Below are 22871 nucleotides of genomic sequence, written 5' to 3'. Positions count from 1 at the left end.
AATATTAATATACCTTATTATAGATAGGAAAAGCCAGCCCTTCCCGAAAAGAGATCGACAGTACACTGGTTTGACCTAATCTGCACATAAAAAAATGGAGCAGTCGCCCTGCCCCATTTTCCAGTTCACGCTTGTATATTATTCGAAAGAAGAATCTTTCGCAGGGCGACGTCCTTCGTTGTTGCTTGGACGCGGTTTGCGGTCACGGTTGTAACCACCTTCTCTGCTTCCACTTCCACTACCACTGCTGTTACGATCGCGGTTGTATCCACCACGTCCGCCGCCACTGCTGTTGCGATCACGGTTGTATCCACCGCCACCACCACTGCTGCGGTTGCCGCTGTAACCAGATGGTTTGCGTCCGCCAGAGCGAACATCCGGTTTACGACGTTTTGCACGAATTGGATCTTCAGGAGTCAGATCAACCTGAGCATCTTTTTTGTCACCTGTCAGGAGCTTCAGAGCAGCCGACAACAGTTGAACAGAATCATATTGCTCCAGCATTTGAATCGCGATACCTTTGTATTCGTTCAGTTCACCAGATTGTACGATTTCGAGCAAACGCTCAGCTGTCAAACGTTGTTTTCCTTCTACAGCCTCAGCCATAGTTGGCAGCGGTTTGCGCGGAATACGGTGACGTGTTACACGCTCGATAAAGTGCAGGTGGTCGATCTCACGCGGAGTAACGAAAGACCATGCAGCGCCCTCTTTACCCGCACGACCTGTACGGCCGATACGGTGAACATAACTTTCCGGATCTTGCGGAAGGTCAAAGTTCACAACGTGAGTTACGCCGGATACGTCGAGACCACGTGCAGCTACGTCTGTTGCAACGAGAACATCAATGCTGCCGTCACGGAACTTACGCATTACTGTATCACGTTGGTTTTGCGACAAGTCACCATGCAGACCGTCAGCAGAATATCCACGTTTTTGCAGAGCTTCAGCCAATTCGTCAACACGACGTTTAGTACGTCCGAATACAATCGCCAGTTCAGGAGATTCCATATCCAGCAAACGGCTGAGTGCTTCGAATTTTTGACGCTCTGGCACTTCAATGTAAGCTTGGTCAATCAAAGGTGCGCTTACTTGTTTAGGGATCACGGAAACGTGCTCAGGGTTGTTCAAGAATTGTTGAGCCAATTTTTGAATGTTAGGAGGCATTGTTGCTGAGAACAGCATTGTTTGACGCTCGTCTGGAACTTGTTTCAGGATGGATTGGATATCTTCCATGAAGCCCATATCAAGCATTTCATCTGCTTCATCCAATACAACAGTTTGTACATCATCAAGTTTGATTGTTTTGCGGTTGATGTGGTCCAGGAGACGTCCTGGTGTACCAATGATGATCTGTGGTTTTCTTTTCAGTGCACGGATTTGACGAACGATGTCTTGTCCTCCGTAAATTGGCAGGGAGCGCAAACCTTTGAAGCGGGTGAGTTTTTCGATTTCTTCGGCAACTTGGATCGCAAGCTCACGTGTAGGTGCCATAATGAGGGCGCGGATTTTTTCATCACTTTTGGAGATTTTGCTGATCAATGGAATACCAAATGCAGCGGTTTTACCAGTACCCGTTTGAGCTTGACCGATCAAGTCTCTGCCTTCTAGAGCAAGAGGGATTGATTTGGATTGAATCGGAGTGGCCTCTTCAAAACCAAGTTCGGTGATTGCTTGCAGCACCAGTGGTTCAAGATTGAAATCTGTGAAATTTAAATTTGTCAAAATTATTCATACTCCTTCTATATGGTGGACATGGTGGACAATCCACTTTGTTGTCTGTATTCTTAAGTAGCGTTAATATTTATAGGTTATCCCATCAAGTCGAATTATTTTCACAAAAGAACATAATTCGTGAATGGGTCCCCAACATAAGACTAAAACTACATACATGTGTTTGAAACATTTCAAATTTTATCGTTCCATTTGGAAAAAGTTTCCTACTCAAGAATATCCACAAATCATTATATCACAAAACAATTCAAGATTACCAGCAATCTGGTTTTAAATATAAATGAGGTGATTAAATTGCCCAAAATGATTTGGCACTTTTTAGTGATCGTATTGGGTGCTGCAGCTATTGCCTGCGGCTTCAACTGGTTTTTGGTTCCCCATCAGCTTCTTAGTGGCGGGGTATCCGGTATTTCCATGCTTCTTGGTTATTTTACAAATTTGAATCTTAGTATAATGTATTTTGTTCTTAACATTCCTCTGCTCATTGCAGGTTGGTTTATTCTTGGACGACGTTTCATTACATTAAGTATTGTTTCGGTAGCGGCCACTTCATGGTTCATCGGGCTTCTGCCTGTTTTTGTTGTGGCAACAGATCCTCTTCTGAGCTGTGTATTTGGCGGCGTATTAGTGGGATTGGGCACCGGATTTTCCTTTCGAGTAGGCGGATCCACAGGCGGGCTGGACATCGTTGGTTCCATTTTCACCCGTAATCGTGATTTCCCGATTGGTACGGTAATGGCTGGCATGAACGGAGCCATTATTATGCTCGCAGGTTATCTAAATGATGACTGGAACATCGCGCTTGCCTCCATGGTATCGATCTATATCACAGGCAAAGTACTGGATCTGATTCATATCAGCCATGTCAAAGTCACCTTGTACATTATTACCAATGAAACCGAAGCGATGTTGAAAAAATTGCTTATTCGCCCTCGTGGGGTCACCAAAATTAAGACTCAGGGAGCATATACAGATATCGAAAAGGACATGTTAATGACAGTGACTACTCGCTACGAACTCGTTGAAATCAAACGAATTATCAAGGAAACTGATCCGAAGGCATTTGTTAATATTGTGGAAACCGTTGGAGTTATGGGCTCTTTCCGCCGAAGTTGAGACAGATGTACGGTTAACAATTCAAAACATTGTGGTATAATAACGGTGTACGGCTCCTAAATATGTTGTATAGCAGGATGTGCCCTTCAATTTCACAGAACCATGTGCTTTTCCGATTCGCGCCGAATGACTTACCATTTTGGAATTCGAGTAGGAAAGGGTGATTATTGTGGATATGGAAACGGTAAAACTGTTTGAAATCGTCAACAGATGGTGCCCGGAAATGCTCCCTTTCTTAAAACCGAATGAGCTCGACTCACTGATTGTTCTCCGGGATGGGCTGGGCATCCTGGAACAGGGAGACGCAATGGAAATCATTCAGTACAGTATTTGTGAGCATCAAAATGAGATTTACATTCAATAATTTTTTTTAGATTGATCACGCCGCTTCTTGTGGGGGTTACCCTCAACAGGAGGCGGTTTTCATTTTTCCCATGTGTTTCATCACTTGAATATTATGGTTAAAAGCCCAGAGGCTTTATTGTATAATTCAAACATGGAATGCACATAGGGGAGTGGAAATGAATGAACATGTTTTGGGCTTTACTGGCTATGGCGTTGGGAACCTTCAGTGGTACACCAGGTACAGCCGAGCAAGGGAATCAACCCTTTCAATCATTAACAAGCAGTTTCAACACAGCCATCATTCAATCTCAAAAAGACCAGGTCGTTATTGATGCGGATAACCCACCTGCCAAAATCGACCCACAACCCGATGCACCCGTTGTCAAAGGTATCTACGTGACGGCTTACAGCGCTGGTGGTTCACGTATGACATCATTACTTGATCTAATGGATAACACCGAGCTCAATTCTATGGTCATTGATATCAAGGACGATCTCGGATACATAACCTACCCTACGGAGAACAAGACGTTACAGGAAATGGGCAAATCCCAGCCTTTTATAAGAGATATGGATGCTTTGATGAATCGTTTGCAAAAACATGATGTTTACCCGATCGCACGAGTTGTCGTATTCAAGGATACAATTCTCGCCAAGAAAAATCCGGAGCTCTCTTTCCGGAATAAGGACGGTTCCGTATGGGCCAATGGCAAAGGCGACAGCTTCGTCAATCCCTACAGCAAGGAAGTATGGGATTACAATATAGAAATTGCCAAGGAAGCTGCCAAATTAGGATTTAAGGAAATCCAGTTCGACTATGTTCGTTTTCCGGAAGGTTTTGAAACGCGTGCAGACGCACTGATATACACCAAGTCCGACAAGTCCCGGGTCGACATTGTAGCCGAATTCGTGCAGTATGCACGCAAGGAACTTGCACCGTTGGGCGTTCGAGTCTCGGTTGATATATTCGGTTACGCGGCTTCGGTACCCGCAGCCGAGGGTATTGGACAGGATTTTGTGAAAATATCTGAAAATGTGGATGTCATCTCGCCGATGGTTTACCCGAGTCATTACTCCACCGGCTGGTACGGTGTGAAGGACCCTGACAAAGATCCTTATACGACCATCAAAGGCTCCATGAAAGATACACATAAGAAACTTGATCCAACCAAGGAGCTTAAACCCGTTATTCGCCCATGGATTCAGGACTTTACCGCAAGCTGGCTAGGCAGTGGACATTACATCAAATACGGCAAAAAACAGGTAGAGGACCAGATCCGAGCAATGAAAGACATGGATGTGGATGAGTACCTGCTATGGAATGCCTCCAATCGTTATACACCAGACGTAAACTATAAATAATGGACTTTTACTCTTATTCACTCTATTCCAACAACCTCGTTCCATCTCATCTGGAGCGAGGTTTTTTTACTATGTTCTCACCCATACCTTCCGAACAACTATGTTTCCCTCCCTATTCAAAATGAGTAAAATCCACTACAATAAATAGCTGTCCGAACATGAAAGTTTAGTGATAACTCTTAAGAATAGTGAGGCACTGCCAGTGAACATGATCACCACCAGCTTTTCTCAAAAAGTAAAGCAATTCCTGATTATATTTCTACCCATCTTCACCACACAAATCGCCCTCTCTGCCATGTCGTTTTTCGATACTAATATGTCAGGCAAGTTCTCCCCTGCTGATCTCGCGGGTGTCGCCATCGGCACAAGTCTGTGGTTGCCGGTGCAGACAGGACTAAGTGGTATTCTGATTGGCATTACACCTGTCGTCTCCCATCTGCTCGGTTCGAAGCGTAATGACAAGATTGGTCATAGCGTCATTCAAGCATTATATCTCGGTGTGGCGGTCGGAATCGTCGTTCTGGCAGCAGGCACATTGCTGCTCAGTCCGATTCTAAACGGAATGCCCTTGGAGCCGCGGGTTGCCCAAGTCGCTTTCTATTTCCTGTGTGCTTTGGCTTTTGGGATCATCCCCCTTTTCGGTTACACTGTGCTGCGAAGTTTTATGGATGCACTGGGCCAGACACGGATCACCATGATGATTACGCTAGTCTCGCTGCCTGTAAACATCTTCCTGAACTATTTACTTATCTTTGGACGCTGGGGCTTCCCCCAACTGGGAGGTGTCGGAGCAGGTGTGGCTACGGCAAGTACATACTGGCTCATTTTTCTCCTCAGCCTTTTTTTCGTACACCGTATTGAGCCCTTTGCCCAATACGGGATCTTTCGAAATTTGCCCAACGTTTCATTGACCAAATGGAAAGAGCTGCTCAAGATCGGCGTCCCCATCGGTTTCGCTACTTTTTTTGAAACCTCTATCTTTGCAGCAGTCACATTATTAATGAGCCGGTTCGACACGATTACGATTGCTGCCCACCAGGCGGCCCTGAATTTCGCTTCTACGCTGTATATGCTGCCTGTGAGTATATGTATGGCCCTTACGATTCTAGTAGGCTATGAGGCGGGCGCAGGGCGTGTGAGAGACGCAAAGCAATACAGCCTCCTGGGTATCGGAGGCGCCATTGGGCTCTCTCTGTTAACAGCTGTGGTATTACTGGTATTCGGGGAACAAATTGCAGGCGTGTACTCGAATGATCGCGAGGTTATTGCTTTGACAAAGCATTTCCTGATTTACGCCATCTTTTTTCAAATCTCTGATGCCATTGCCACCCCAACGCAGGGAGCACTTCGGGGCTACAAAGACGTGAATCCTGCATTGATCATAACGTTTGTGGCGTATTGGATTATCGGTCTACCTGTCGGCTACATCACGGCTACGTATACTTCACTCGGTGCCTTTGGATACTGGGTTGGACTGATTGCAGGCCTTGCCGTTGGGGCAACGGCGCTTCTATGGAGATTGTTCCTTGTGCAGAAGCAAGCCTCGATTCGTATGGTCGAAAATAAATAGTGGACCTATAAAAAAGAGCACAGCCCGCGGCAAAACGGGACTGTGCTCTTTTGATTTGAACTTTTGGTGATACAGAAACTGGATTATTGGGACAAACGCTGTGCAAGCTGGTAAGTTTCCATATCGAAATCTTTTTTGGTATTAACAACTTTATCAATATCCGTCAGGGTCAATTCACCCTTGATAATACCGCAACCCTTGTCGGTCTCCCCTGCAATCAGACTGCGAACTGCGAAATCTCCCAGACGACTGGCAAGGTTACGGTCAAACGGAGTTGGCGTACCTCCACGCTGAATGTGACCCAAGACAGTTACACGTGGCTCATACGTTGGGCAGCGTTCCATCAGTTCTTTTGCTACATCCTCACCTTTGCCCACGCCTTCAGCTACGATGATGATACTGTGACGTTTACCATGTGCAAAGTTGGCTTTCATGCGATCTGCCACTTCGTCCATGTCAAACGGAACTTCCGGTACAAGAATCGTTTCTGCACCTGATGCGAGTCCTGCATGTAAAGCGATATCGCCACAGTGACGACCCATAACTTCAACGATGGAAGAACGTTCGTGTGAAGACATGGTATCGCGCAATTTGTTAACTGCATCTACTACTACGCTTACTGCTGTATCGAATCCGATCGTGTAATCGGTGAAAGAAACGTCATTATCAATCGTTCCCGGAAGACCCATCGTGTTGATACCCAGCTTGCTCAGTTTGTTGGCGCCGTTGTAAGAACCGTCCCCACCAATAACAACCAGGCCGTCAATGCCGCGTGCACGCAGAATGTCTGCACCTTTCTGCTGACCTTCAGCGGTATAGAATTCCTTGCAGCGTGCCGATTGAAGAACCGTTCCCCCACGCTGGATGATATCCCCTACACTCCGCAAGTCCATTGGGAAAATATCGTTATTCAAAAGACCTTGGTATCCACGTTGAACCCCGTACACTTCGAGACCGTGAAACAGTCCGCTGCGAACAACCGCACGAACAGCCGCGTTCATCCCTTGTGAATCACCACCGCTCGTTAAAACTGCGATTTTCTTTACTGCTGTCATGATGTTTCTTCCTCCTCTAGTTTCACTTCAGGCTCCCACCACAATACGCCTGACTTACATATGCTTACGAATCCAGCGGCTAAAGATAAAGAAAAATACTCTTGTCATCGGACTATTCTTCATCAAACGCTTGGAAACGACGCGAACTTCCTGTTGTTCGCTGACTTTGGGATCAGACAGGTAAATGGCAAGCAGTCCTTCGATAATCATCCGGTGAAACGCACTCCCCGGAATTTTCTGCACATCACTGCGGGCCATCTCCACAATAAAAGCAATTCGGTCCAGCATTGTCTCCACATTCTCATAATAATTGCAGAAGTTGAGATCTCCTCCGATACGATCTTCATCCTGATCGATTAAATAATCAAGCATAATGTGCAGTGCGCATACATGAGGAAAATAGGCAGTGTGGATCGAAGCCGCCTGCTCTTCTGTCAGCTGATCATCACTCGCAGCCAGAAACAGCATGAATACGCCCAGCGTAGAGCCGGTAGCGGCGGCAAATTCGTTCCAACGGAACTGAGGTGTACGGTGGCGATGTTCCGACCACCATTCCAGCAATGCTGTTTCTCTCAGTTCCGGCTTGATGTGCTTATATACCTGCAGGTCCGTGTATAGGCCTGCCAGATCCTGAATTTGGGGCTTGGCGGATGCATATCCTGGCAGCTGACGGGTCAGCTCCTGACATGAGGTCACCAGATTCCTTAGGTATCCACCATCATCCTGCTCCTCGCGGAGCGCATAATAATTGACAGGGGTTGCTTCGGGATCTACCGCATCAAGCATAGATTGATGGAGAAGCCGAAAGTCATTCGGGTCCATCGATGTACTGCGATCACAAAGATTGTCCAAATAATCACTAATAGTCTGATATGAAACGATCAGTGGAATCAGAATGTGCCTGTTCGGCAAATCAGGTAAAGCATAAACGGTCCCGCCTTCACAGTGGAACTGCTTGTCCCTGAGACTGGCCAGTGCCTGATTGCGCAATTCCTCATTCGGAATTTTCTCAGCTTGGGCACGCCATCCATCCAATTCCTTCCGCGTTTCCGGAATGGTGTATTTGTACACCCCTCTCATCAATGCCAACGGTCCACGCGGATATTGATGACGATTTCGATTTGATTGGCTCAAAATAAATGTGCCTCCACTTGGTTGAATACGTATTAGAGCGATTTTTAACCAATCCTATTATAATATGATCCCCTTAATTGTACAAATGATCTCCCGCATAATCACGGCAAAAAATCACACCTACGAACGACTTGTTGCAAAATACCCCTTCCATTCACACCACACGTCATTCTATTTTACCAAATCAACAATAAACCTCCATGACTTCGATAAGCACTGTAAAAAAATACAATCGATAATCATGTAAGACCTGGGGATATTAAATTATGCAATGCAAATTACCCACTAGGAGGAATTCAAGTATGAATAAAGCAACCATTGTTTCTCTGTCTGCTTGCCTAATGCTGGCTGTATCCGGTGCTTCTGCATCCGCATCCGCTGCAACTGAACCGATGCACAAAATGGAGAAATCCATGCACAAAGCAGAGCATAAAGCAGAGCACAAAATGCACACGAAATCGCATAAAGGCAAGGAACACAAGCTTCATCAGAAATCCGTCAACAAAGAGCATAAAATCCATGCAAAAAGCGTTACACCAAAAGCCCTTCCTAAAACAGGATATGGCGGCGTAAGCGAGTAAAAAAAGGAATAAGAGAAGAGAAAAGAAAACGATTTTTCTTTTCTCTTATTCTTCAATTTATCATTAAGGATGAGAAACGTATGAAAAACAACACTTCATTCGCCGCAATTGTAATTTTTTTAATCATTGCATGCCTTATCTTATCTCCAGCAAATAGCATGAAGGAACAGACCGCTTTCCAAACATCCGCTCCTAAAGATCAGACTAGTGCTGATCCCGAGATACAGACAAGGATTCCGCAATCCATAGTCATGAAGAAGCCGGTTCGTTTGTGTATTCCATCGGTTCATTTGAGTACTTCAATCATTCCTATTCATCTGTCAGCAGATGGACAATTGCAAGTACCCAAGTCCAGTGAGGTGGCCGGTTTATATGTAGATGGAGTTTTGCCTGGAGAAAACGGAAATGCAATTGTTGCCGGTCATGTAGACAACTATACAGGTCCAGCCATATTTTACCCTCTCAAGCATCTGAAACCGGGTTCTTTTGTTTTGCTGTTTGACCAGAATAACCAATATCTCAAATATGAGGTTCTGGCGGTTCAATCCTATTACACGCAGGAAGCACCTTTAGATAAAATATTCGGTGATACCCCTGAAAAGCAGCTGAATCTGATCACATGCACAGGAAAATACGATCGCAAAAAAAAGGAACACGAAAAACGCCTGATCGTGTATACCCGATTGGTTGAATAACTTTCAAGAGGAGAAGTCATGTATAAGTGGATAACTATGCTCCTGATATGCAGTTTGTTTGTAACTATACATCAAGTGAGCCCAGCAGAAGCATCTTCCATAACAGAATACGAGGTCAAGAAAAATCTGGAAGACCTTTTTTCAGAAAGATCAAATTACTTAGCAGAACGCAATCATCACATGGAACAGTATTATGATATGAAATCTCCTTTGAGCCGTCAGGCTTACACATTGGAAGTCAAACGCAAAACGTATCTTCATACATGGGCCAAATATCGAAACATGAAGATTACCGACTGTAAGTCGAAAATCCATATCTCCAAAATCCATATCAAGGATCAGACAGCCACCGTTTCTTTGGGTCATTCGCAGCAGATCACATACGCCTATAATGATCAAATGTCAGCCAGTCATTCGTTCGGGCTCGGAACATGGCATGCTGTCACGCTGAAAAAAGTCCATGATCAATGGATCGTCTCGAAGGAATGGTACCTGGACCCGCTGGAAGAGAATCCTCGTCTGATTGCCGAAGGAATTCCCTCTCCGCCGCCCGATCGACCGGTGCTGAAGGATGGCAAGAAGTACAAAAGAAAGCAAGCGGTAGCTTATGCAAACAAATATGCCGGAATCGCTTGGAGAACCAATGACAAGGTCAGGTATAATGCCAAATACAAAAATTACAATAATCTCGGGGGCGACTGTACCAATTTTGCTTCCCAGGCGCTTGGCGACCGGGAGGAAGGCGGCGGATTGCCCATGAGCGGTCCGTGGAGATATCATTTCCCCAAGGGCGGCACCAAAACGTGGGTACAGACGGACGCATTCAAAAATTTCCTGATATATTCCGGGTATGGCAAAAGAATCGCCACGGACTCGTTCTCGAAACTGGTCGAAAAAACGGCCGCTCACCCTTATGGGGCGATAGGCAAATTGGAGGCTGGCGATCTGATCGCCCATGTCATGCATAATGATGTGGATCACTTTTCCATCGTGACCGGATTCGATCAACGCGGCTACCCCCTTGTCAATTCTCACACAGCTGACCGCTTTCAGGCTCCGTTTGATCTGGGATGGGACAACAAAACGTCGTATATTCTTATCCATATTCAGGACTGATTACGCCACAACACACATACTTGACACCCTTGGTTCATATAAATGATGGACAAGATGTTTGTGTTGGATGGAGTGAAATGGATGAATATCCCTCCCGGTCTCAAGCAGACGGGTATCCGCATCGGTGCTGTCTCTCTGGTCAAAGCGATGGGTCTGACTGGACGTGTCATACTTACCCGTATGGCGGGCCCTGAAGGTATAGGTTTATTTCAGATCGCCTATTCCTATTTCGGTTTTATGCTTATGTTAATTACGGGAGGGCTCCCTACCTCCCTTGCCATGTATACAGCTAGGAGACCAGCGCTTGGCTGGGTCTGGTTCAAGCGCTTATCTACCTTGCTGATGCTCATTGGCGGAACGATCTGTTTATTTACACTCGCCTACTCTTCAACCATTTCCAAGTGGCTGGGCAACCCTGTTCTGGAGCCATTTATACGCTCTCTGTCCCTGGCCATATTCGTCGTGCCTCTGTTAAGCCTGCTGCGAGGCTATTTGCAAGGTCTTGAACATTATGGTGCAATTGCTATCTCAGAGATAATGGAACAAGCGGTTCGTGTCGGGCTGATGTTAGGCATTACCTGGCTGTGGCTGCCTCAAGGTGTAATGGCGGCGGTCGGAAGAAGTTTGATTGGAACGGCGATGGGCGGAATTGCAGCTTTTGTGATCCTGCTTCTTTTTTTGCGTCATGCCGGGCAACAGAATGAAATACATACTTGTGTCCCCACAGGGAGGGCTGACGGCTTTTGGTTTATCAAAAGCTCCCTGGTTATTTCCCTCACACGGCTGCTGATTCCATTTTCCGATATGCTGGATGCGGTCATTATCCCGTCAAGACTGCAAACGGCAGGTTACACCTCCACACAAGCGACTGCAATGTACGGCCTGCTTATGGGTATGGCCATGCTAGTTGTTTATATGCCAACCATTGTAACTGCGGCCATATCACATACTCTGACCATGAAGCTTGTTCTCTCCTGGCAGGAACAGGCTTATGATTATTTTGCAAAGAAAAGCAGGAAAACCATGGAGATGGTGTGGATTTTGGGAATCGCCTCCAGCTCCTTTTTATGGATTTTCAACCGCGACCTGGCACAGCTCTTTTTCAATTCTGCAGCAACCGCAGAGCTGATTCGCTGGTTAAGCATCATACCGCTGCTTGTCGGCCTGCGTGAGGTATCCACCAGTATATTGTGGTCACAGGATAACAAAAAAATCAGTTTGATCGGAACGGCAATCGGCATTACTGCGGCTACCCTCTGCCATTACTTCCTGATCCCTCTTGATGGATTTCATCTTAAAGGTGCAGTGGCGGGTGTAGTGCTGATGGAATTCATCATCATGTCTGGAAATCTGATTGGATTGAGAAGCTTGCTTAAAGAGATTCGCATCGGCAATCTGACTGTTCATGTCCTGATGGTCGGGGCGATCTCGGCATTTGTGATTTGGGTGAGCGAGTGGAGCAGCCTGACCGTGAACTGGGGAAGCTATGCCATTCTTCCAAACATTTTGCTGTTTTTCTTCTTGAATGGCATTTATCTGATGATCCATTATCGCTTGAGAAGTTGACATTTAATTGTCGATTATCACAATGCCATCTATTTACATCAACTCCCTACAAGAATATAATGTCTTTAATCTTTCAAAAGTATCGGAACCTTTTTGACCCGCTGGCATTCAATTGCTGGCGGGCATCTGTTTTATGTAAGCATTATGTGGTACTCACTTTATTTCATCCATTTATTTCATCCATCAAAGGAGTCGTTGACATGACGTCAAGTGAACCACTTTCGTGGAGACGGTTATTTGCATTTTTTGTGCCGCTGGGTATATCCGCCTCTCTCGTTACCATTTCGCACGTAATCATTAACAGCACACTCGCACGTTCCGCTCATCCCGAGACGGTCATTGCCAGCTACGCCATCGCCGGTAGCCTGCTGACCCTCACCGAGCGCCCTTCAACCCTGCTGCGTCAAACCTGTTCAGCGCTGGTTCGGGACCGCCTTTCCTTTCAGGCCCTCACGTTTGTGACCAAAATATTTCTCGCTTGTGTGCTTCTGATCGGATTTCTCATCGTATATTCTCCCATTGGTACAGGTGTATTCAAATATCTGTTTGGCGTAAGCCCGGATCTGTTATCCAAAGTAATTGACGTCTACGAGATTCTTATGTATGTCAGCATCTTTTCGGTCATCCGCAATATCTATCAGGGCATCATTATTACGAATAACCGTACGAAATGGCTGACGATCGGCATGTTATTCCGCCTTGCCGGCATGTATGGCCTTTCCTTGTATTTCATATATACAGACAGCATTGACAGCGGACGTGTAGGCGCTATCATTTTTGCCGCGGGTATGATGATTGAGGCTTTGGTCAGTTTTCTCGAAGGCAACAGCATCAAGCGCAAGATGCCAGCCAAGCTGGAAGATCATCCTGTTGAAAACAAGGCAGACGTCTTTCGCTTTTACAAGCCGCTGTTATTATCCAGTTTCGTGGCCCTCTTTATCGGACCCGTCATTAATATCGTACTTGGCAAAACGACCGGGATTGCTCTGGCCATCTCTTCCTTTGCCGTTGCGAGCAGCCTGATGCAGCTGATGCTAAGCTTCTTTACATACATCCACCAAATCGTACTGAATTTCTATCTTGTTGATGCCAAACTGGTGAAGAAGTTCGCACTGGTCACCGGATTTGTTCCTTTTGCCATGACTGTATCGATTGCCTACACCCCGCTTGGACCGTGGGTATTGGAAAATGTCATGAGCGTTCAGGGTAATCTGCTGCAGCAAAGTTTGTGGACGCTGCGTGCGTTTGTACTGTTTCCGCTGATTTCACCTTTTCTCGACTTCAGCAATGGTTTGATTCTGCTGCGCGGACAGACCAAAACGATGTTTCGCTCCCAGACAGCCAATGCCATATGTACGGTGATCGTCCTGCTCATACTGGTCAGCATATTCCCTGCGTGGAACGGCATGATCGGCGCAGTAGCTCAATCCCTTGGCCTGCTTGCCGAGCTTGTCATTGTCTGGCTTGTCATCCGGCGTACACAGAAGGAACCTACCATGTCTGTACCCTCATCCGGGAAATCAACTTCCCTCAAGGGATAATAAATTTGAACTGTAATTAAGAATGGAGCCTTTCATCATGAAATCAAGTCATACCGCCCGGCCAGATCAAAACTGGCTGCGGGCACTCATGTTCACCATCTTCGGTTCCACCGTTCTGGTGGTATCGTATTTCCAGCTTTATTTCAGTCATCTGGGGTTCAGTCGGGCCGAAATCGGTTATCTGTACGGAATCGGTCCTCTCGTCTCTGTATTCTCCAACATGTTCTGGAGTATGGCGAGTGACCGCTACAAAACGGTACGCAAAGTGATGATCATCCTGCTTGCCGGGCAACTGATCACCGGTGTCATGCTTGCCAATGCCACAACCTTTGGTCAGGTGTTTGTACTGGTCACCCTGTTTTACTTTTTCTACTACCCGGTTTATCCACTTTCGGATACGATGGCGATTACAACCGCGAGCAAGTATGGACGAAATTTCACTTCTATTCGTGTATTTGGCTCGATCGGATATGCGTTCTTTGCGTTAAGTATCGGATATTTTCTCGGATCTTTCGGACCGGGATGGACGATGTGGGTATGTATCGCGCTGGCCGCGACTACACTCCTGATCGGTTTTCGATTAAAAGATCAGCCTTCGGGCAGCAGCACTAAAATGGATCTTTCGGGACTGTGGTCCATCTTGAAACGAAGGGATGTTCTCACCTTTTTCGGCTGCGTTTTCCTGCTCGCTCTGGGTCACCGGATGAATGAAGCTTTTCTTACGATTACGCTGAAAGATCTAGGTGCCAGTGAAGGGCTGATCGGCTGGTCCCTGTTGATCTCTTCGGTCAGTGAGATTCCGGTGTTTCTGCTGTTAAGCAGATATGGCAATCGCTACAAAGAACTTCCTTTGCTCACGCTCGCTGCGCTGATGTATACGATTCGCTTATTTCTGATGTCCATCTCGGATACACCCGCAGCGGTCGTTGCCATTCAGACGATGCACAGCGTAACCTTTGGCATCTTCTACGTGACTGCGGTCCGTTATATCACCCGCCTTGTTCCGGATGGCTATCGCGCCACTGGTATGGCCCTGTTCACCATTGTGTGGTCCAGCGCTTCCGGTCTGCTCAGCGGAACACTGGGAGGATTGCTGCTCGAGCATACCAACAGAAGCACCTTTTATCTCACTGCAATGGCATTCTCCCTGGCCGCACTTGTAGGATTTTGCATGAAGCTTTGGTCAAGCATGACGAGCCGCGCATAAGCGTCCAAAAAGGATTTCCCATATGGAACTCCACTTATCAAATATATCAAAAAAAGCACAGCCTCCCATGGGGGACTGTGCTTGGGTTCTTATATTCAGCTAGAAGCCAATCATTTATAAGAAATCCGTATGACCGGAAATATTCTTACAATTTGTTTACGTTAGCTGCTTGAGGACCACGGTTTCCATCAGTGATTTCGAATTCTACCGCTTGACCTTCTTCCAATGTTTTAAAGCCGTCGCCTTGGATTGCGGAGAAATGTACGAATACGTCCTCGCCGCCTTCAACTGAAATAAAGCCATAGCCTTTTTCTGCGTTAAACCATTTAACTGTACCTTTCAAATGAACAACCTCCTAAAAATATCGCCATCTATGGCGAATACCCTTATTATACTGTATGACCTTCTACATTGCAATTTATCTTTTCCATAAAAGTCGAAAAAATTTGCTTTGAATCCAAGGGTACGGTATCATTTTACCAAAACCGTTAGTTTGGAGACTACCTATGATAAAAAAACATGAAATATACAAAACAGACAAGTGGAATATGATGACCGTAGAAGTTCAAGGCAAATATCTGGTGCTTCGTGAAATCTCGGAAGAATGGGGCGAAGAATGCCATACCTTCCTCAGCCGTCCTGCGTTGATGCACTGGGCTGAACGCCGCTTCCCAAAAGAAGATTTCGAGAACCGCGAGGACGAATGGCGTCAACTGATGGCTGCCTTCAAAGGGGTCTAGCCTATGCAGCTTGACTCAAGCAATGTCGTCATCTTTATTATTCTTGCTTTTTCCCTAGGAATCGTGCTGATTCTGGGACGCAATTCCATCCCGGATCGTCTAAGACGGGGCATGGCACTGATAGCCACCCTGCTGATTTGTTTCGCATTTTTCCTGATCGTTTACTTTTTGGTCAATCTGGGAGCCTAGTTTTTTCAAATATTTCAATGCCCCTCAGGTCATACTATACGGGATTATTCGTATAGTGAGGAGGAAGGCCGTTGAAATACCGCAAATCACTGTTCATTTTAATGGTACTTAGTCTGATTCCTTCGTCTCTCTCCGCACAAGCGAGTGGGACGAAGGCAGCTTCGTCTATATATTCATCACTTCATCAAAGGAGGATTCCCATGAGTCAACTATTGAAACGTTCCGAGGTACCTACTGAACAAACATGGAAACTGGAAGATCTATTTGCTGATCAGAAAGCTTGGGATCAGGAATATGAAGAAGTATCGTCTTTGACCAAGAAAGCCTCCGAATTCCAGGGCAAACTGAACAAACCTGAGACACTCAAAAGCTGTTTTGAACTCGAAGATGAGATCAGTCTCAAAACCGAACGTCTCTTTGTGTATGCACGGATGCATCAAGATGAAGACACAGCTAACCCTACATATCAAAACCTGTCCCAAAAAGCACAAAAGTTAAGCGTGCAGGTTGGTGAAGCATTATCTTACGTCACACCCGAAATCTTGTCCCTTCCGGATGATAAGCTGGATGCCCTCATCTCCAACGAGAAGCTCTCTGCCTATAAGTTCACACTGGAAGAGATGAAACGTGAGAAGGCTCATGTACTGAGCCAAGCCGAGGAAGCATTGCTCGCACAGGTGGGCAACCTGTCCCAGGCACCACAGACCATCTTTAGCATGTTGAACAACGCCGATCTCAAATTCCCAAAAATCAAGGATGAACATGGAAACGAAGTGGAACTGACGCACGGCAGCTATATTCAGTTCTTGGAAAATCCGAATCGGGAAGTTCGCGAACGCGCCTTCAAAGCGGTGTATGAAACCTATGCCAAGCAAAAGAACACCATTGCTGCAGCTTTGAATGCCAACGTAACCAAAAACATGTTTTATGCCGATGTACGTAAATATCCTTCCGTCATGGAAATGTCCCTTTACGGCGACAACATTCCGAAGGATGTCTATACCAATCTTGTAGATACAATTCATGAGAGCCTTCCGCTGTTACACCGTTACATGGACCTGCGCAAAAAATTGCTTGGCGTAGATAAGTTGCATATGTATGATCTTTTCGCCCCACTGGTGGATGAATACAAAATGGACATTACCTACGAAGAAGCAAAACAAACGGTTAAAGATGGACTGAAGCCCCTTGGTAAAGATTATGCAGACGCATTGCAGGCTGGCTACGATGATCGCTGGATTGATGTATACGAAAATGAGAATAAACGTTCAGGCGCATACAGCTGGGGAGCCTACGGCACCCACCCTTACGTCTTGTTGAATCACAAAGATAACCTGAATAGCATGTTTACACTGGCACATGAAATGGGTCATGCACTGCATTCCCACTATTCGGACACTTCACTTCCGTATCGTGATGCACAGTACACCATTTTCCTGGCTGAAGTTGCATCTACAACGAATGAAGCCTTGCTGATGGATTATCTGCTCCATAAATCAACAGATCCGAAGGAAAAGCTGTACTTACTGACGTATTATGCGGATCAGTTCCGTACCACCGTATTCCGTCAAACTATGTTTGCAGAATTCGAAAAAATGATTCACGAGCGTGCTGAACAGGGTGAAGCTCTCACACCTCAGCTGCTTTCGGAAATTTATTATGACCTTAATGTCAAATACCACGGAAACAGTATGGTTGTGGACAAAGATATTGAAATGGAATGGGCGCGTATTCCCCACTTCTATAACAGCTTCTACGTGTACAAATATGCGACCGGCTTCTCAGCAGCGACCAGTTTCTCCAAACAAATTCTGGAAGAAGGTCAACCTGCTGTGGACCGTTACCTTGGATTCCTCAAGAGCGGTGGCAGCGACTATTCCATCAACATCCTGAAAAAAGCAGGAGTGGATATGTCAACGCCAGAGCCGATTCGCGAAGCGATGAGTGTGTTCAAGGAACTGATTGAGCAAATGGAACAACTAACGAAATAAGGTTGCTTCTCGTCCATGTGACCTGTCCCTTGCCTGTTCGGGCAAGGGATTTTATAATCAACCAAGATGCAGGATGCATGAATTAGGGTAATTGCTTACATAGTCCTGAAATTCAACAAGGAGGCACCACCATGAAAATGCAATGGGCACTCATCGCAGGTCTCGTTTTTGCATTACTTACCGGAATTTTTGCGGTCATTAATGTGGATTCCGTACAAGTCAACCTGCTATTTAACACGGTTCAAATCCCGCTGATTCTGCTCATTCTTGGCTGCACCCTAATCGGTGGAATCATTGTAGGGTCTTATGGCATCTTCCGCCAATATCGACTGCAACGAGAGAACAAGCAATTGAAGCTGCGTGTATCCGAATTGGAAAGCTCCGCAGCAAGCAGCTCATCCTCTTCTCTGGATTCGTTTAAATCCATGGATACACTCGGAACGATCGATTCGGACAACGCTTCTGTAGAGTCCGATGCCATTCAGAGTCAACGAAAAGGAAATCCTTCGGGTACGCTGTAACACATCAGAGGCAGCCTGCTGGCTATCAAGAATGGGATTGTACATTCTGCCAGACAGGCTGTATTCTGTTTTAAGAACAAACTTTCTGCACATTTATTAACGAGGAGGAAATTTTCATATGAGTTTTACCATTGACGAATCCTATGTCCTGTCTTTTCTGAAAAAGTTACTCGACACTCCCAGCCCTAGTGGCTATACGCACGATATTATTGAGATGATCCGCAAGGAAGCCGACTCACTAAATGTTGCTTTTGAATTGAATAACAAAGGCGGATCTGTGCTCACATTGCCCGGGCAGGACTCTTCCAGAACGATCGGACTGAGCGCCCATGTGGATACATTGGGAGCCATGGTGCGTTCCATCACTTCCTACGGCACACTGAAGCTCACCTCTGTCGGTGGATTTACCATGAACAGTATCGAGAATGAGTATTGCACCATCCATACACGTGATGGAAAGACCTATACAGGCACCATCCTCTCCCTGCACCCTTCTGTGCACGTCTATCCGGATGCACGTACGTTTGAGCGAAGCGAGAGCCATATGGAAGTGCGTATAGATGAAGTGGTTGCTTCCAAGGAAGATGTTCTGGCATTGGGTATCTCTGTCGGCGACTTTATTTCCTTCGATGCCCGTGCGGTCATTACGCCCAGCGGATATATCAAATCGCGTCACCTTGATGATAAAGCCAGCGTAGCTGCCTTGTTCGGTATCCTGGAATCTGCACATCGGGAAAACTGGAAACCACTACATAACGTTTCGCTGCTCATCTCGAACTATGAAGAAGTTGGACACGGTGCATCTTATATTCCTGCAGAAATCAGCGAATTGATTGCTGTAGACATGGGCGCAATGGGCGATGATCTTAGCTGCAAGGAGACGGATGTATCCATCTGTGCCAAGGATTCGTCCGGACCATATGACTACGATATGACCACTCGACTGATCGAGCTGGCCAAACAAGCAGGCCTGGATTATGTCGTTGATATTTATCCACAATACGGCTCCGATGGCAGCGCAGCATTACGTGGAGGAAATAACATACGCGCTGCATTGATTGGTCCGGGCGTTCATGCTTCTCACTCCATGGAACGTACGCATAAAGACGCTGTCCTGAATACTGCGAGACTACTCGCCGCATATATTACGACCAAGTAAATTGTGAACATGGACATGAAAAAGTAGAATGATAATACAGAATTTGAATATATGATCAAAGTCGTGATCTCGATCTTGTCGGGCATGCCGACTTGGATATCTATGATTCACTTTTATCATGTAAAAAAGGACACTTCAACTTCGCCGTTTAGAGGCAAGCCGGAAGTGTCCTTCTTCTTGGAAATGTCTCAGTCCACTCGTTCAATATGTTCACAATACCTTCGTTCCAGAAGCTCCAGCTTCATCTTGTGATCCTGGATCTCATTCTTCAGCACACGCAACGTGCTTCGCACTGCACTCAGTCCATCCTTCACCTGAGTTTCAGCTTTGCGAATTTTGTCTTGTACCATCCAATCCACAAAGAGATTATCGAAGAAATAGTCTGCGAATGAAAGCAGGCCTCCAAGGTGTAATTCCGTGTTTACAGCCATCTTCACATCCTCCAGTTCCTTCTGAAATCGGCGAAGATGTCTTCCGGCATCCATAATGGCAACCTGTGCATCATCCATTCTGCTGCGCTTAATATGGGTCGAGATCACACCCCCACCCATCATGTCGTATACTCCCCAATTTCCCGCAGAGGACAACGCCTTTTCAGCACGTTCCAGTGCAACGAGCAGATACTGCCCTTCTCGATCCGCCTCATTCAGCTCTTGAAGCTCTCCCGAGAGATGTTCCCGATCCTCAGCCATCTGCTGCAATTCTACATCTTTCTCCAGCAAATCGTTTTCCTTCTTGCCCAACAACACCTTGTAATCACTTTGCCAGAATTGATATTGCCGCTGTCCATCCAGTTGCTGTTGAGCTTGCGAGCGCCGCTTCTGGATATCCGTTAACATCTGGCATGCTATATCGTACTCTGCCTTACTTTCCATTAACTCCAGTTCTTCTTTTTCCAGTCGATCCTCTTTTTTTCCGATTAAATGATAGAAGAATGCCGATAACGTCATACTGTTGAGTCGATCTACATCGTTTTGTTCCTTCTGCAGGTGCTGCAGACGCTGCTGTACTTTCGTTTTCCATTCCGCTTCCTCCTGATTCAGCTTCTCCAGCCGATCATTCCATTTCTCGTACATTCTTCCCTTTTCCTTGATCACTGCCAATTGTTCATTCAGTTCTCTGTACATGGATGTGGAGTTCTCCCCCTTCTATGGGATTCTTTATTTAATAAACGGTTTGAATATGGTTAACGTTTCATATAAATTCATTTACATCAATGCAAAAAAATCGCCCTCCCCCAAAAGGCGACTGCAAAGTCACTTTTTGAAGAAAGAACGATTCATTGAAATATACTTTAAGACTTGCTGTTTTCAATCTGTTCCGCAAGTTCATTCAGAACGGTCCAGCGTTCCATCAGTTCATCCAGATGACTTTCCGCCTCCGCCTGCTCTGCCATTAACTCCTGCAGACGGGCTGAATCGCTGAACGATTCTTCCATCTCTTTATTAATGCGGGCGAGATTGGCTTCAGCTTTCTCAATATTTTCATCAATTTGGTCATATTCACGCTGTTCCTTGAAGCTGAACTTCAGCTTAGGTTTAGCCGCTGAGGCAGCAGGTTTATTATCCTCCGTTGCCGGTTTCACTTTAGCTGCTGTTCCCGCCCCGCTATCCTGAGAAGATCCAGGGGCATTTTTCAGCATCCATTCTGCATATTCACTATAGTCCCCAACATGCACACGCACAGCACCGCCACCTTCAAAAGACAGTACTTTATCCACCGTCCGATCAAGGAAGTACCGGTCATGGGATACGACAAATACAACACCCGGGAAATCATCCAGGTAATCTTCGAGTACTGCAAGTGTCTGAATGTCCAGGTCATTCGTCGGCTCATCCAGCAGCAGGACATTCGGTGCAGCCATCAGCACACGCAGCAGGTATAGACGTCGCTTTTCTCCGCCGGACAGACGGGAGATGGGTGTCCACTGTGACGCAGGGGTGAAGAGGAAACGTTCCAGCATCTGAGCAGCGGTAATGAGAGATCCATCGGCCGTTTTTATATTCTCGGCCACTTCCTTGATGTACTCAATAACCCGCAGAGATTCATTCATCTCCTGATGCTCCTGAGTGAAGTAGCCCAGATTAACTGTCGGGCCCACAACAACCTCCCCGGCATCGGGCCCGAGCTTACCAGAAATCATTTGCAGCAAGGTTGATTTACCACTACCGTTCGGGCCGACAATACCTACCCGGTCACCTGGTACCGCAATGTAACTGAGGTCGTCAATCAATTTGCGGCCATCCGCCGATTTGGACAAATGCTCAATCTCCAGTATTTTTTTACCCAGACGTGTGGAGCCCACGGATACCTCTAGTGAGCCTGAGCGATTGGGACCCTGTTGATCCTTCAACTGTTCAAATCGATCAATTCTGGCTTTTTGTTTCGTGGTCCGTGCTTTTGCACCGCGACGAATCCAGGCGAGCTCCGTACGCAGCAGATTTTGCCGTTTTTGTTCGGATGCGGATTCACGCTCTTCACGCTCAGCCTTCAGTTCCAGGAAGCGGGTATAGTTGGCTTCATACCGGAATAAACGGCCATGGTCCAGCTCCAGCATCACATTTGCTACTCGATCCAGGAAATACCGATCATGCGTGATCATGAGCAGGGCACCGCGCCGTTTTTGTAAATACTGTTCCAGCCAAACTACGGAATCATTATCAATATGGTTCGTAGGCTCATCCAGAATGAGCAATTCGCAGGGATGAATCAGTGCAGAGGCAAGCGCTACCCGTTTGCGTTGTCCACCAGACAATGTGCCCATCAGCGCATCGAATTGACGAATGCCCAGTTTGGACAGAATGCTCTTCGCTTCACTTTCCATCTGCCAGACTTGAAGCTGCTCCATCTGCTGGTTCAAGCGCAGCAAACGCTCTTGCAACGCCGGATCGGAAGGATTAAGCTCCAGCAGCTCCATCGTTTCTGTATACTCACGTACTGTTTTCATCTCCGGGCTGTCGCCCTCGAATACTTGTTGCAAGACTGTATTATCCGGGTTAAACTGCGGATTCTGTGCCAGGAACTGTATACGCACGTCATTACCAATCGAGATCTGTCCCTCATCCGCTGGCTCCATACCTGCAATGACACGCAAAAACGTGGACTTTCCGGTTCCATTGACGCCAACGACACCAATTTTGTCCTGATCACCCATGCCGAATGAGGCGTCTTTAAACAATATTTTCTCACCATAGCTTTTCGCAACTTGCTCAACCGTCATTATGTTCATTGCTCGTAACCTACTTCTCTGTA

General features: G+C 46.3%; 21 protein-coding genes. 15 read left to right on the top strand and 6 right to left on the bottom strand.

Going from position 1 to position 22871, the window contains the following annotated elements; genetic code table 11:
• Nucleotides 1-138 precede the first annotated feature (138 nt).
• Nucleotides 139-1722: a degradosome RNA helicase CshA gene (locus tag BMY78_RS06000; protein ID WP_090895601.1), complete on the bottom strand. Its 1584-nt coding sequence runs from the start codon at nucleotides 1720-1722 to the stop codon at nucleotides 139-141.
• 312 nt (nucleotides 1723-2034) lie between these two features.
• Here BMY78_RS06000 and BMY78_RS05995 point away from each other — a divergent pair, with 312 nt between their 5' ends.
• The 4 genes from BMY78_RS05995 (at nucleotide 2035) to BMY78_RS05980 (ending at nucleotide 6124) form a co-directional block, all read left to right on the top strand.
• Entirely contained in the window at nucleotides 2035-2847 is an 813-nt protein-coding gene (locus tag BMY78_RS05995; RefSeq protein ID WP_371129149.1) for a YitT family protein, read from the top strand.
• Between the two features lie 175 nt (nucleotides 2848-3022).
• The gene (locus BMY78_RS05990) at nucleotides 3023-3211 is read left to right on the top strand and encodes a hypothetical protein (RefSeq protein WP_029880762.1); all 189 of its coding nucleotides are present in this window, start codon (nucleotides 3023-3025) and stop codon (nucleotides 3209-3211) included.
• Between the two features lie 161 nt (nucleotides 3212-3372).
• Nucleotides 3373-4554 carry a putative glycoside hydrolase gene (locus BMY78_RS05985; RefSeq protein WP_090895595.1) on the top strand — a complete coding sequence of 394 codons (1182 nt, stop codon included), beginning with the start codon at nucleotides 3373-3375 and terminating at the stop codon, nucleotides 4552-4554.
• 208 nt (nucleotides 4555-4762) lie between these two features.
• Nucleotides 4763-6124 carry an MATE family efflux transporter gene (locus BMY78_RS05980; protein ID WP_090902093.1) on the top strand — a complete coding sequence of 454 codons (1362 nt, stop codon included), beginning with the start codon at nucleotides 4763-4765 and terminating at the stop codon, nucleotides 6122-6124.
• An 83-nt stretch (nucleotides 6125-6207) separates the two neighbouring features.
• Here BMY78_RS05980 and pfkA read toward each other — a convergent pair whose 3' ends face one another.
• Both pfkA and BMY78_RS05970 read right to left on the bottom strand, forming a co-directional pair.
• Complete coding sequence (gene pfkA, locus BMY78_RS05975) at nucleotides 6208-7179, bottom strand: 6-phosphofructokinase (protein ID WP_076292040.1); 972 nt, start codon at nucleotides 7177-7179, stop codon at nucleotides 6208-6210.
• Nucleotides 7180-7233: 54 nt separating this feature from the next.
• Nucleotides 7234-8313, bottom strand: coding sequence for a tetraprenyl-beta-curcumene synthase family protein (locus tag BMY78_RS05970; protein WP_175480778.1), 1080 nt, complete (start codon nucleotides 8311-8313; stop codon nucleotides 7234-7236).
• Between the two features lie 302 nt (nucleotides 8314-8615).
• On the opposite strand from BMY78_RS05970, the gene BMY78_RS05965 reads away from it, so the two are divergent.
• The 6 genes from BMY78_RS05965 (at nucleotide 8616) to BMY78_RS05940 (ending at nucleotide 15019) form a co-directional block, all read left to right on the top strand.
• Nucleotides 8616-8894, top strand: coding sequence for a hypothetical protein (locus BMY78_RS05965; RefSeq protein ID WP_090895592.1), 279 nt, complete (start codon nucleotides 8616-8618; stop codon nucleotides 8892-8894).
• An 80-nt stretch (nucleotides 8895-8974) separates the two neighbouring features.
• Nucleotides 8975-9589 (top strand): class F sortase, encoded by a 615-nt coding sequence (locus tag BMY78_RS05960; RefSeq protein ID WP_090895589.1) that lies wholly within the window; start codon nucleotides 8975-8977, stop codon nucleotides 9587-9589.
• A gap of 180 nt (nucleotides 9590-9769) precedes the next feature.
• A complete protein-coding gene (locus BMY78_RS05955; protein WP_256221964.1) occupies nucleotides 9770-10705 on the top strand; it encodes an amidase domain-containing protein in 936 nt (311 codons plus the stop codon).
• Between the two features lie 81 nt (nucleotides 10706-10786).
• On the top strand, nucleotides 10787-12271 hold the full coding sequence (locus BMY78_RS05950; RefSeq protein WP_177185666.1) for an oligosaccharide flippase family protein: 1485 nt from the start codon (nucleotides 10787-10789) through the stop codon (nucleotides 12269-12271).
• 200 nt (nucleotides 12272-12471) lie between these two features.
• A complete protein-coding gene (locus tag BMY78_RS05945) occupies nucleotides 12472-13812 on the top strand; it encodes a polysaccharide biosynthesis protein (protein ID WP_090895587.1) in 1341 nt (446 codons plus the stop codon).
• 37 nt (nucleotides 13813-13849) lie between these two features.
• Entirely contained in the window at nucleotides 13850-15019 is a 1170-nt protein-coding gene (locus BMY78_RS05940) for an MFS transporter (RefSeq protein WP_090895585.1), read from the top strand.
• Nucleotides 15020-15164: 145 nt separating this feature from the next.
• Here the strand turns inward: BMY78_RS05940 and BMY78_RS05935 are convergent, their stop codons facing one another.
• Nucleotides 15165-15362, bottom strand: coding sequence for a cold shock domain-containing protein (locus BMY78_RS05935; RefSeq protein ID WP_017689394.1), 198 nt, complete (start codon nucleotides 15360-15362; stop codon nucleotides 15165-15167).
• Nucleotides 15363-15525: 163 nt separating this feature from the next.
• Between BMY78_RS05935 and BMY78_RS05930 the strand changes: the two genes are divergently transcribed.
• The 5 genes from BMY78_RS05930 to BMY78_RS05910 all read left to right on the top strand — a co-directional run bounded on the left by BMY78_RS05930 (nucleotide 15526) and on the right by BMY78_RS05910 (nucleotide 19619).
• A complete protein-coding gene (locus tag BMY78_RS05930; protein ID WP_024629225.1) occupies nucleotides 15526-15759 on the top strand; it encodes a hypothetical protein in 234 nt (77 codons plus the stop codon).
• Between the two features lie 3 nt (nucleotides 15760-15762).
• Nucleotides 15763-15948: a hypothetical protein gene (locus tag BMY78_RS05925; protein WP_090895583.1), complete on the top strand. Its 186-nt coding sequence runs from the start codon at nucleotides 15763-15765 to the stop codon at nucleotides 15946-15948.
• Between the two features lie 200 nt (nucleotides 15949-16148).
• On the top strand, nucleotides 16149-17939 hold the full coding sequence (gene pepF / locus BMY78_RS05920; RefSeq protein WP_090895581.1) for an oligoendopeptidase F: 1791 nt from the start codon (nucleotides 16149-16151) through the stop codon (nucleotides 17937-17939).
• Nucleotides 17940-18070: 131 nt separating this feature from the next.
• Entirely contained in the window at nucleotides 18071-18460 is a 390-nt protein-coding gene (locus BMY78_RS05915; protein WP_090895579.1) for a LapA family protein, read from the top strand.
• A 118-nt stretch (nucleotides 18461-18578) separates the two neighbouring features.
• Nucleotides 18579-19619, top strand: a complete 1041-nt coding sequence (locus tag BMY78_RS05910) for a M42 family metallopeptidase (protein ID WP_090895576.1) — start codon at nucleotides 18579-18581, stop codon at nucleotides 19617-19619.
• 188 nt (nucleotides 19620-19807) lie between these two features.
• On the opposite strand, the gene BMY78_RS05905 is transcribed toward BMY78_RS05910, so the two are convergent.
• Nucleotides 19808-20746: a hypothetical protein gene (locus BMY78_RS05905; protein WP_090895574.1), complete on the bottom strand. Its 939-nt coding sequence runs from the start codon at nucleotides 20744-20746 to the stop codon at nucleotides 19808-19810.
• 167 nt (nucleotides 20747-20913) lie between these two features.
• Nucleotides 20914-22848: an ABC-F family ATP-binding cassette domain-containing protein gene (locus BMY78_RS05900; protein ID WP_090895571.1), complete on the bottom strand. Its 1935-nt coding sequence runs from the start codon at nucleotides 22846-22848 to the stop codon at nucleotides 20914-20916.
• Nucleotides 22849-22871 lie beyond the last annotated feature (23 nt).

Origin of the sequence: Paenibacillus sp. OK076 (genome assembly GCF_900110055.1) — a bacterium.
GTDB lineage: Bacteria > Bacillota > Bacilli > Paenibacillales > Paenibacillaceae > Paenibacillus.
Note: the sequence above shows the minus strand (reverse complement) of the source record. Positions and strands in the feature narration are given on the sequence as shown.

Excerpts from the sequence above, each read along its gene's own strand:
- BMY78_RS05995 (WP_371129149.1), top strand. The coding sequence starts at position 2,035 with ATGATTTGGCACTTTTTAGTGATCGTATTGGGTGCTGCAGCTATTGCC.
- BMY78_RS05990 (WP_029880762.1), top strand. The coding sequence starts at position 3,023 with ATGGAAACGGTAAAACTGTTTGAAATCGTCAACAGATGGTGCCCGGAA.
- BMY78_RS05985 (WP_090895595.1), top strand. The coding sequence starts at position 3,373 with ATGAACATGTTTTGGGCTTTACTGGCTATGGCGTTGGGAACCTTCAGT.
- BMY78_RS05980 (WP_090902093.1), top strand. The coding sequence starts at position 4,763 with ATGATCACCACCAGCTTTTCTCAAAAAGTAAAGCAATTCCTGATTATA.
- pfkA (WP_076292040.1), bottom strand. The coding sequence starts at position 7,179 with ATGACAGCAGTAAAGAAAATCGCAGTTTTAACGAGCGGTGGTGATTCA.
- BMY78_RS05965 (WP_090895592.1), top strand. The coding sequence starts at position 8,616 with ATGAATAAAGCAACCATTGTTTCTCTGTCTGCTTGCCTAATGCTGGCT.
- BMY78_RS05960 (WP_090895589.1), top strand. The coding sequence starts at position 8,975 with ATGAAAAACAACACTTCATTCGCCGCAATTGTAATTTTTTTAATCATT.
- BMY78_RS05955 (WP_256221964.1), top strand. The coding sequence starts at position 9,770 with ATGGAACAGTATTATGATATGAAATCTCCTTTGAGCCGTCAGGCTTAC.
- BMY78_RS05950 (WP_177185666.1), top strand. The coding sequence starts at position 10,787 with ATGAATATCCCTCCCGGTCTCAAGCAGACGGGTATCCGCATCGGTGCT.
- BMY78_RS05945 (WP_090895587.1), top strand. The coding sequence starts at position 12,472 with ATGACGTCAAGTGAACCACTTTCGTGGAGACGGTTATTTGCATTTTTT.
- BMY78_RS05940 (WP_090895585.1), top strand. The coding sequence starts at position 13,850 with ATGAAATCAAGTCATACCGCCCGGCCAGATCAAAACTGGCTGCGGGCA.
- BMY78_RS05930 (WP_024629225.1), top strand. The coding sequence starts at position 15,526 with ATGATAAAAAAACATGAAATATACAAAACAGACAAGTGGAATATGATG.
- BMY78_RS05925 (WP_090895583.1), top strand. The coding sequence starts at position 15,763 with ATGCAGCTTGACTCAAGCAATGTCGTCATCTTTATTATTCTTGCTTTT.
- pepF (WP_090895581.1), top strand. The coding sequence starts at position 16,149 with ATGAGTCAACTATTGAAACGTTCCGAGGTACCTACTGAACAAACATGG.
- BMY78_RS05915 (WP_090895579.1), top strand. The coding sequence starts at position 18,071 with ATGAAAATGCAATGGGCACTCATCGCAGGTCTCGTTTTTGCATTACTT.
- BMY78_RS05910 (WP_090895576.1), top strand. The coding sequence starts at position 18,579 with ATGAGTTTTACCATTGACGAATCCTATGTCCTGTCTTTTCTGAAAAAG.
- BMY78_RS05905 (WP_090895574.1), bottom strand. The coding sequence starts at position 20,746 with ATGTACAGAGAACTGAATGAACAATTGGCAGTGATCAAGGAAAAGGGA.
- BMY78_RS05900 (WP_090895571.1), bottom strand. The coding sequence starts at position 22,848 with ATGAACATAATGACGGTTGAGCAAGTTGCGAAAAGCTATGGTGAGAAA.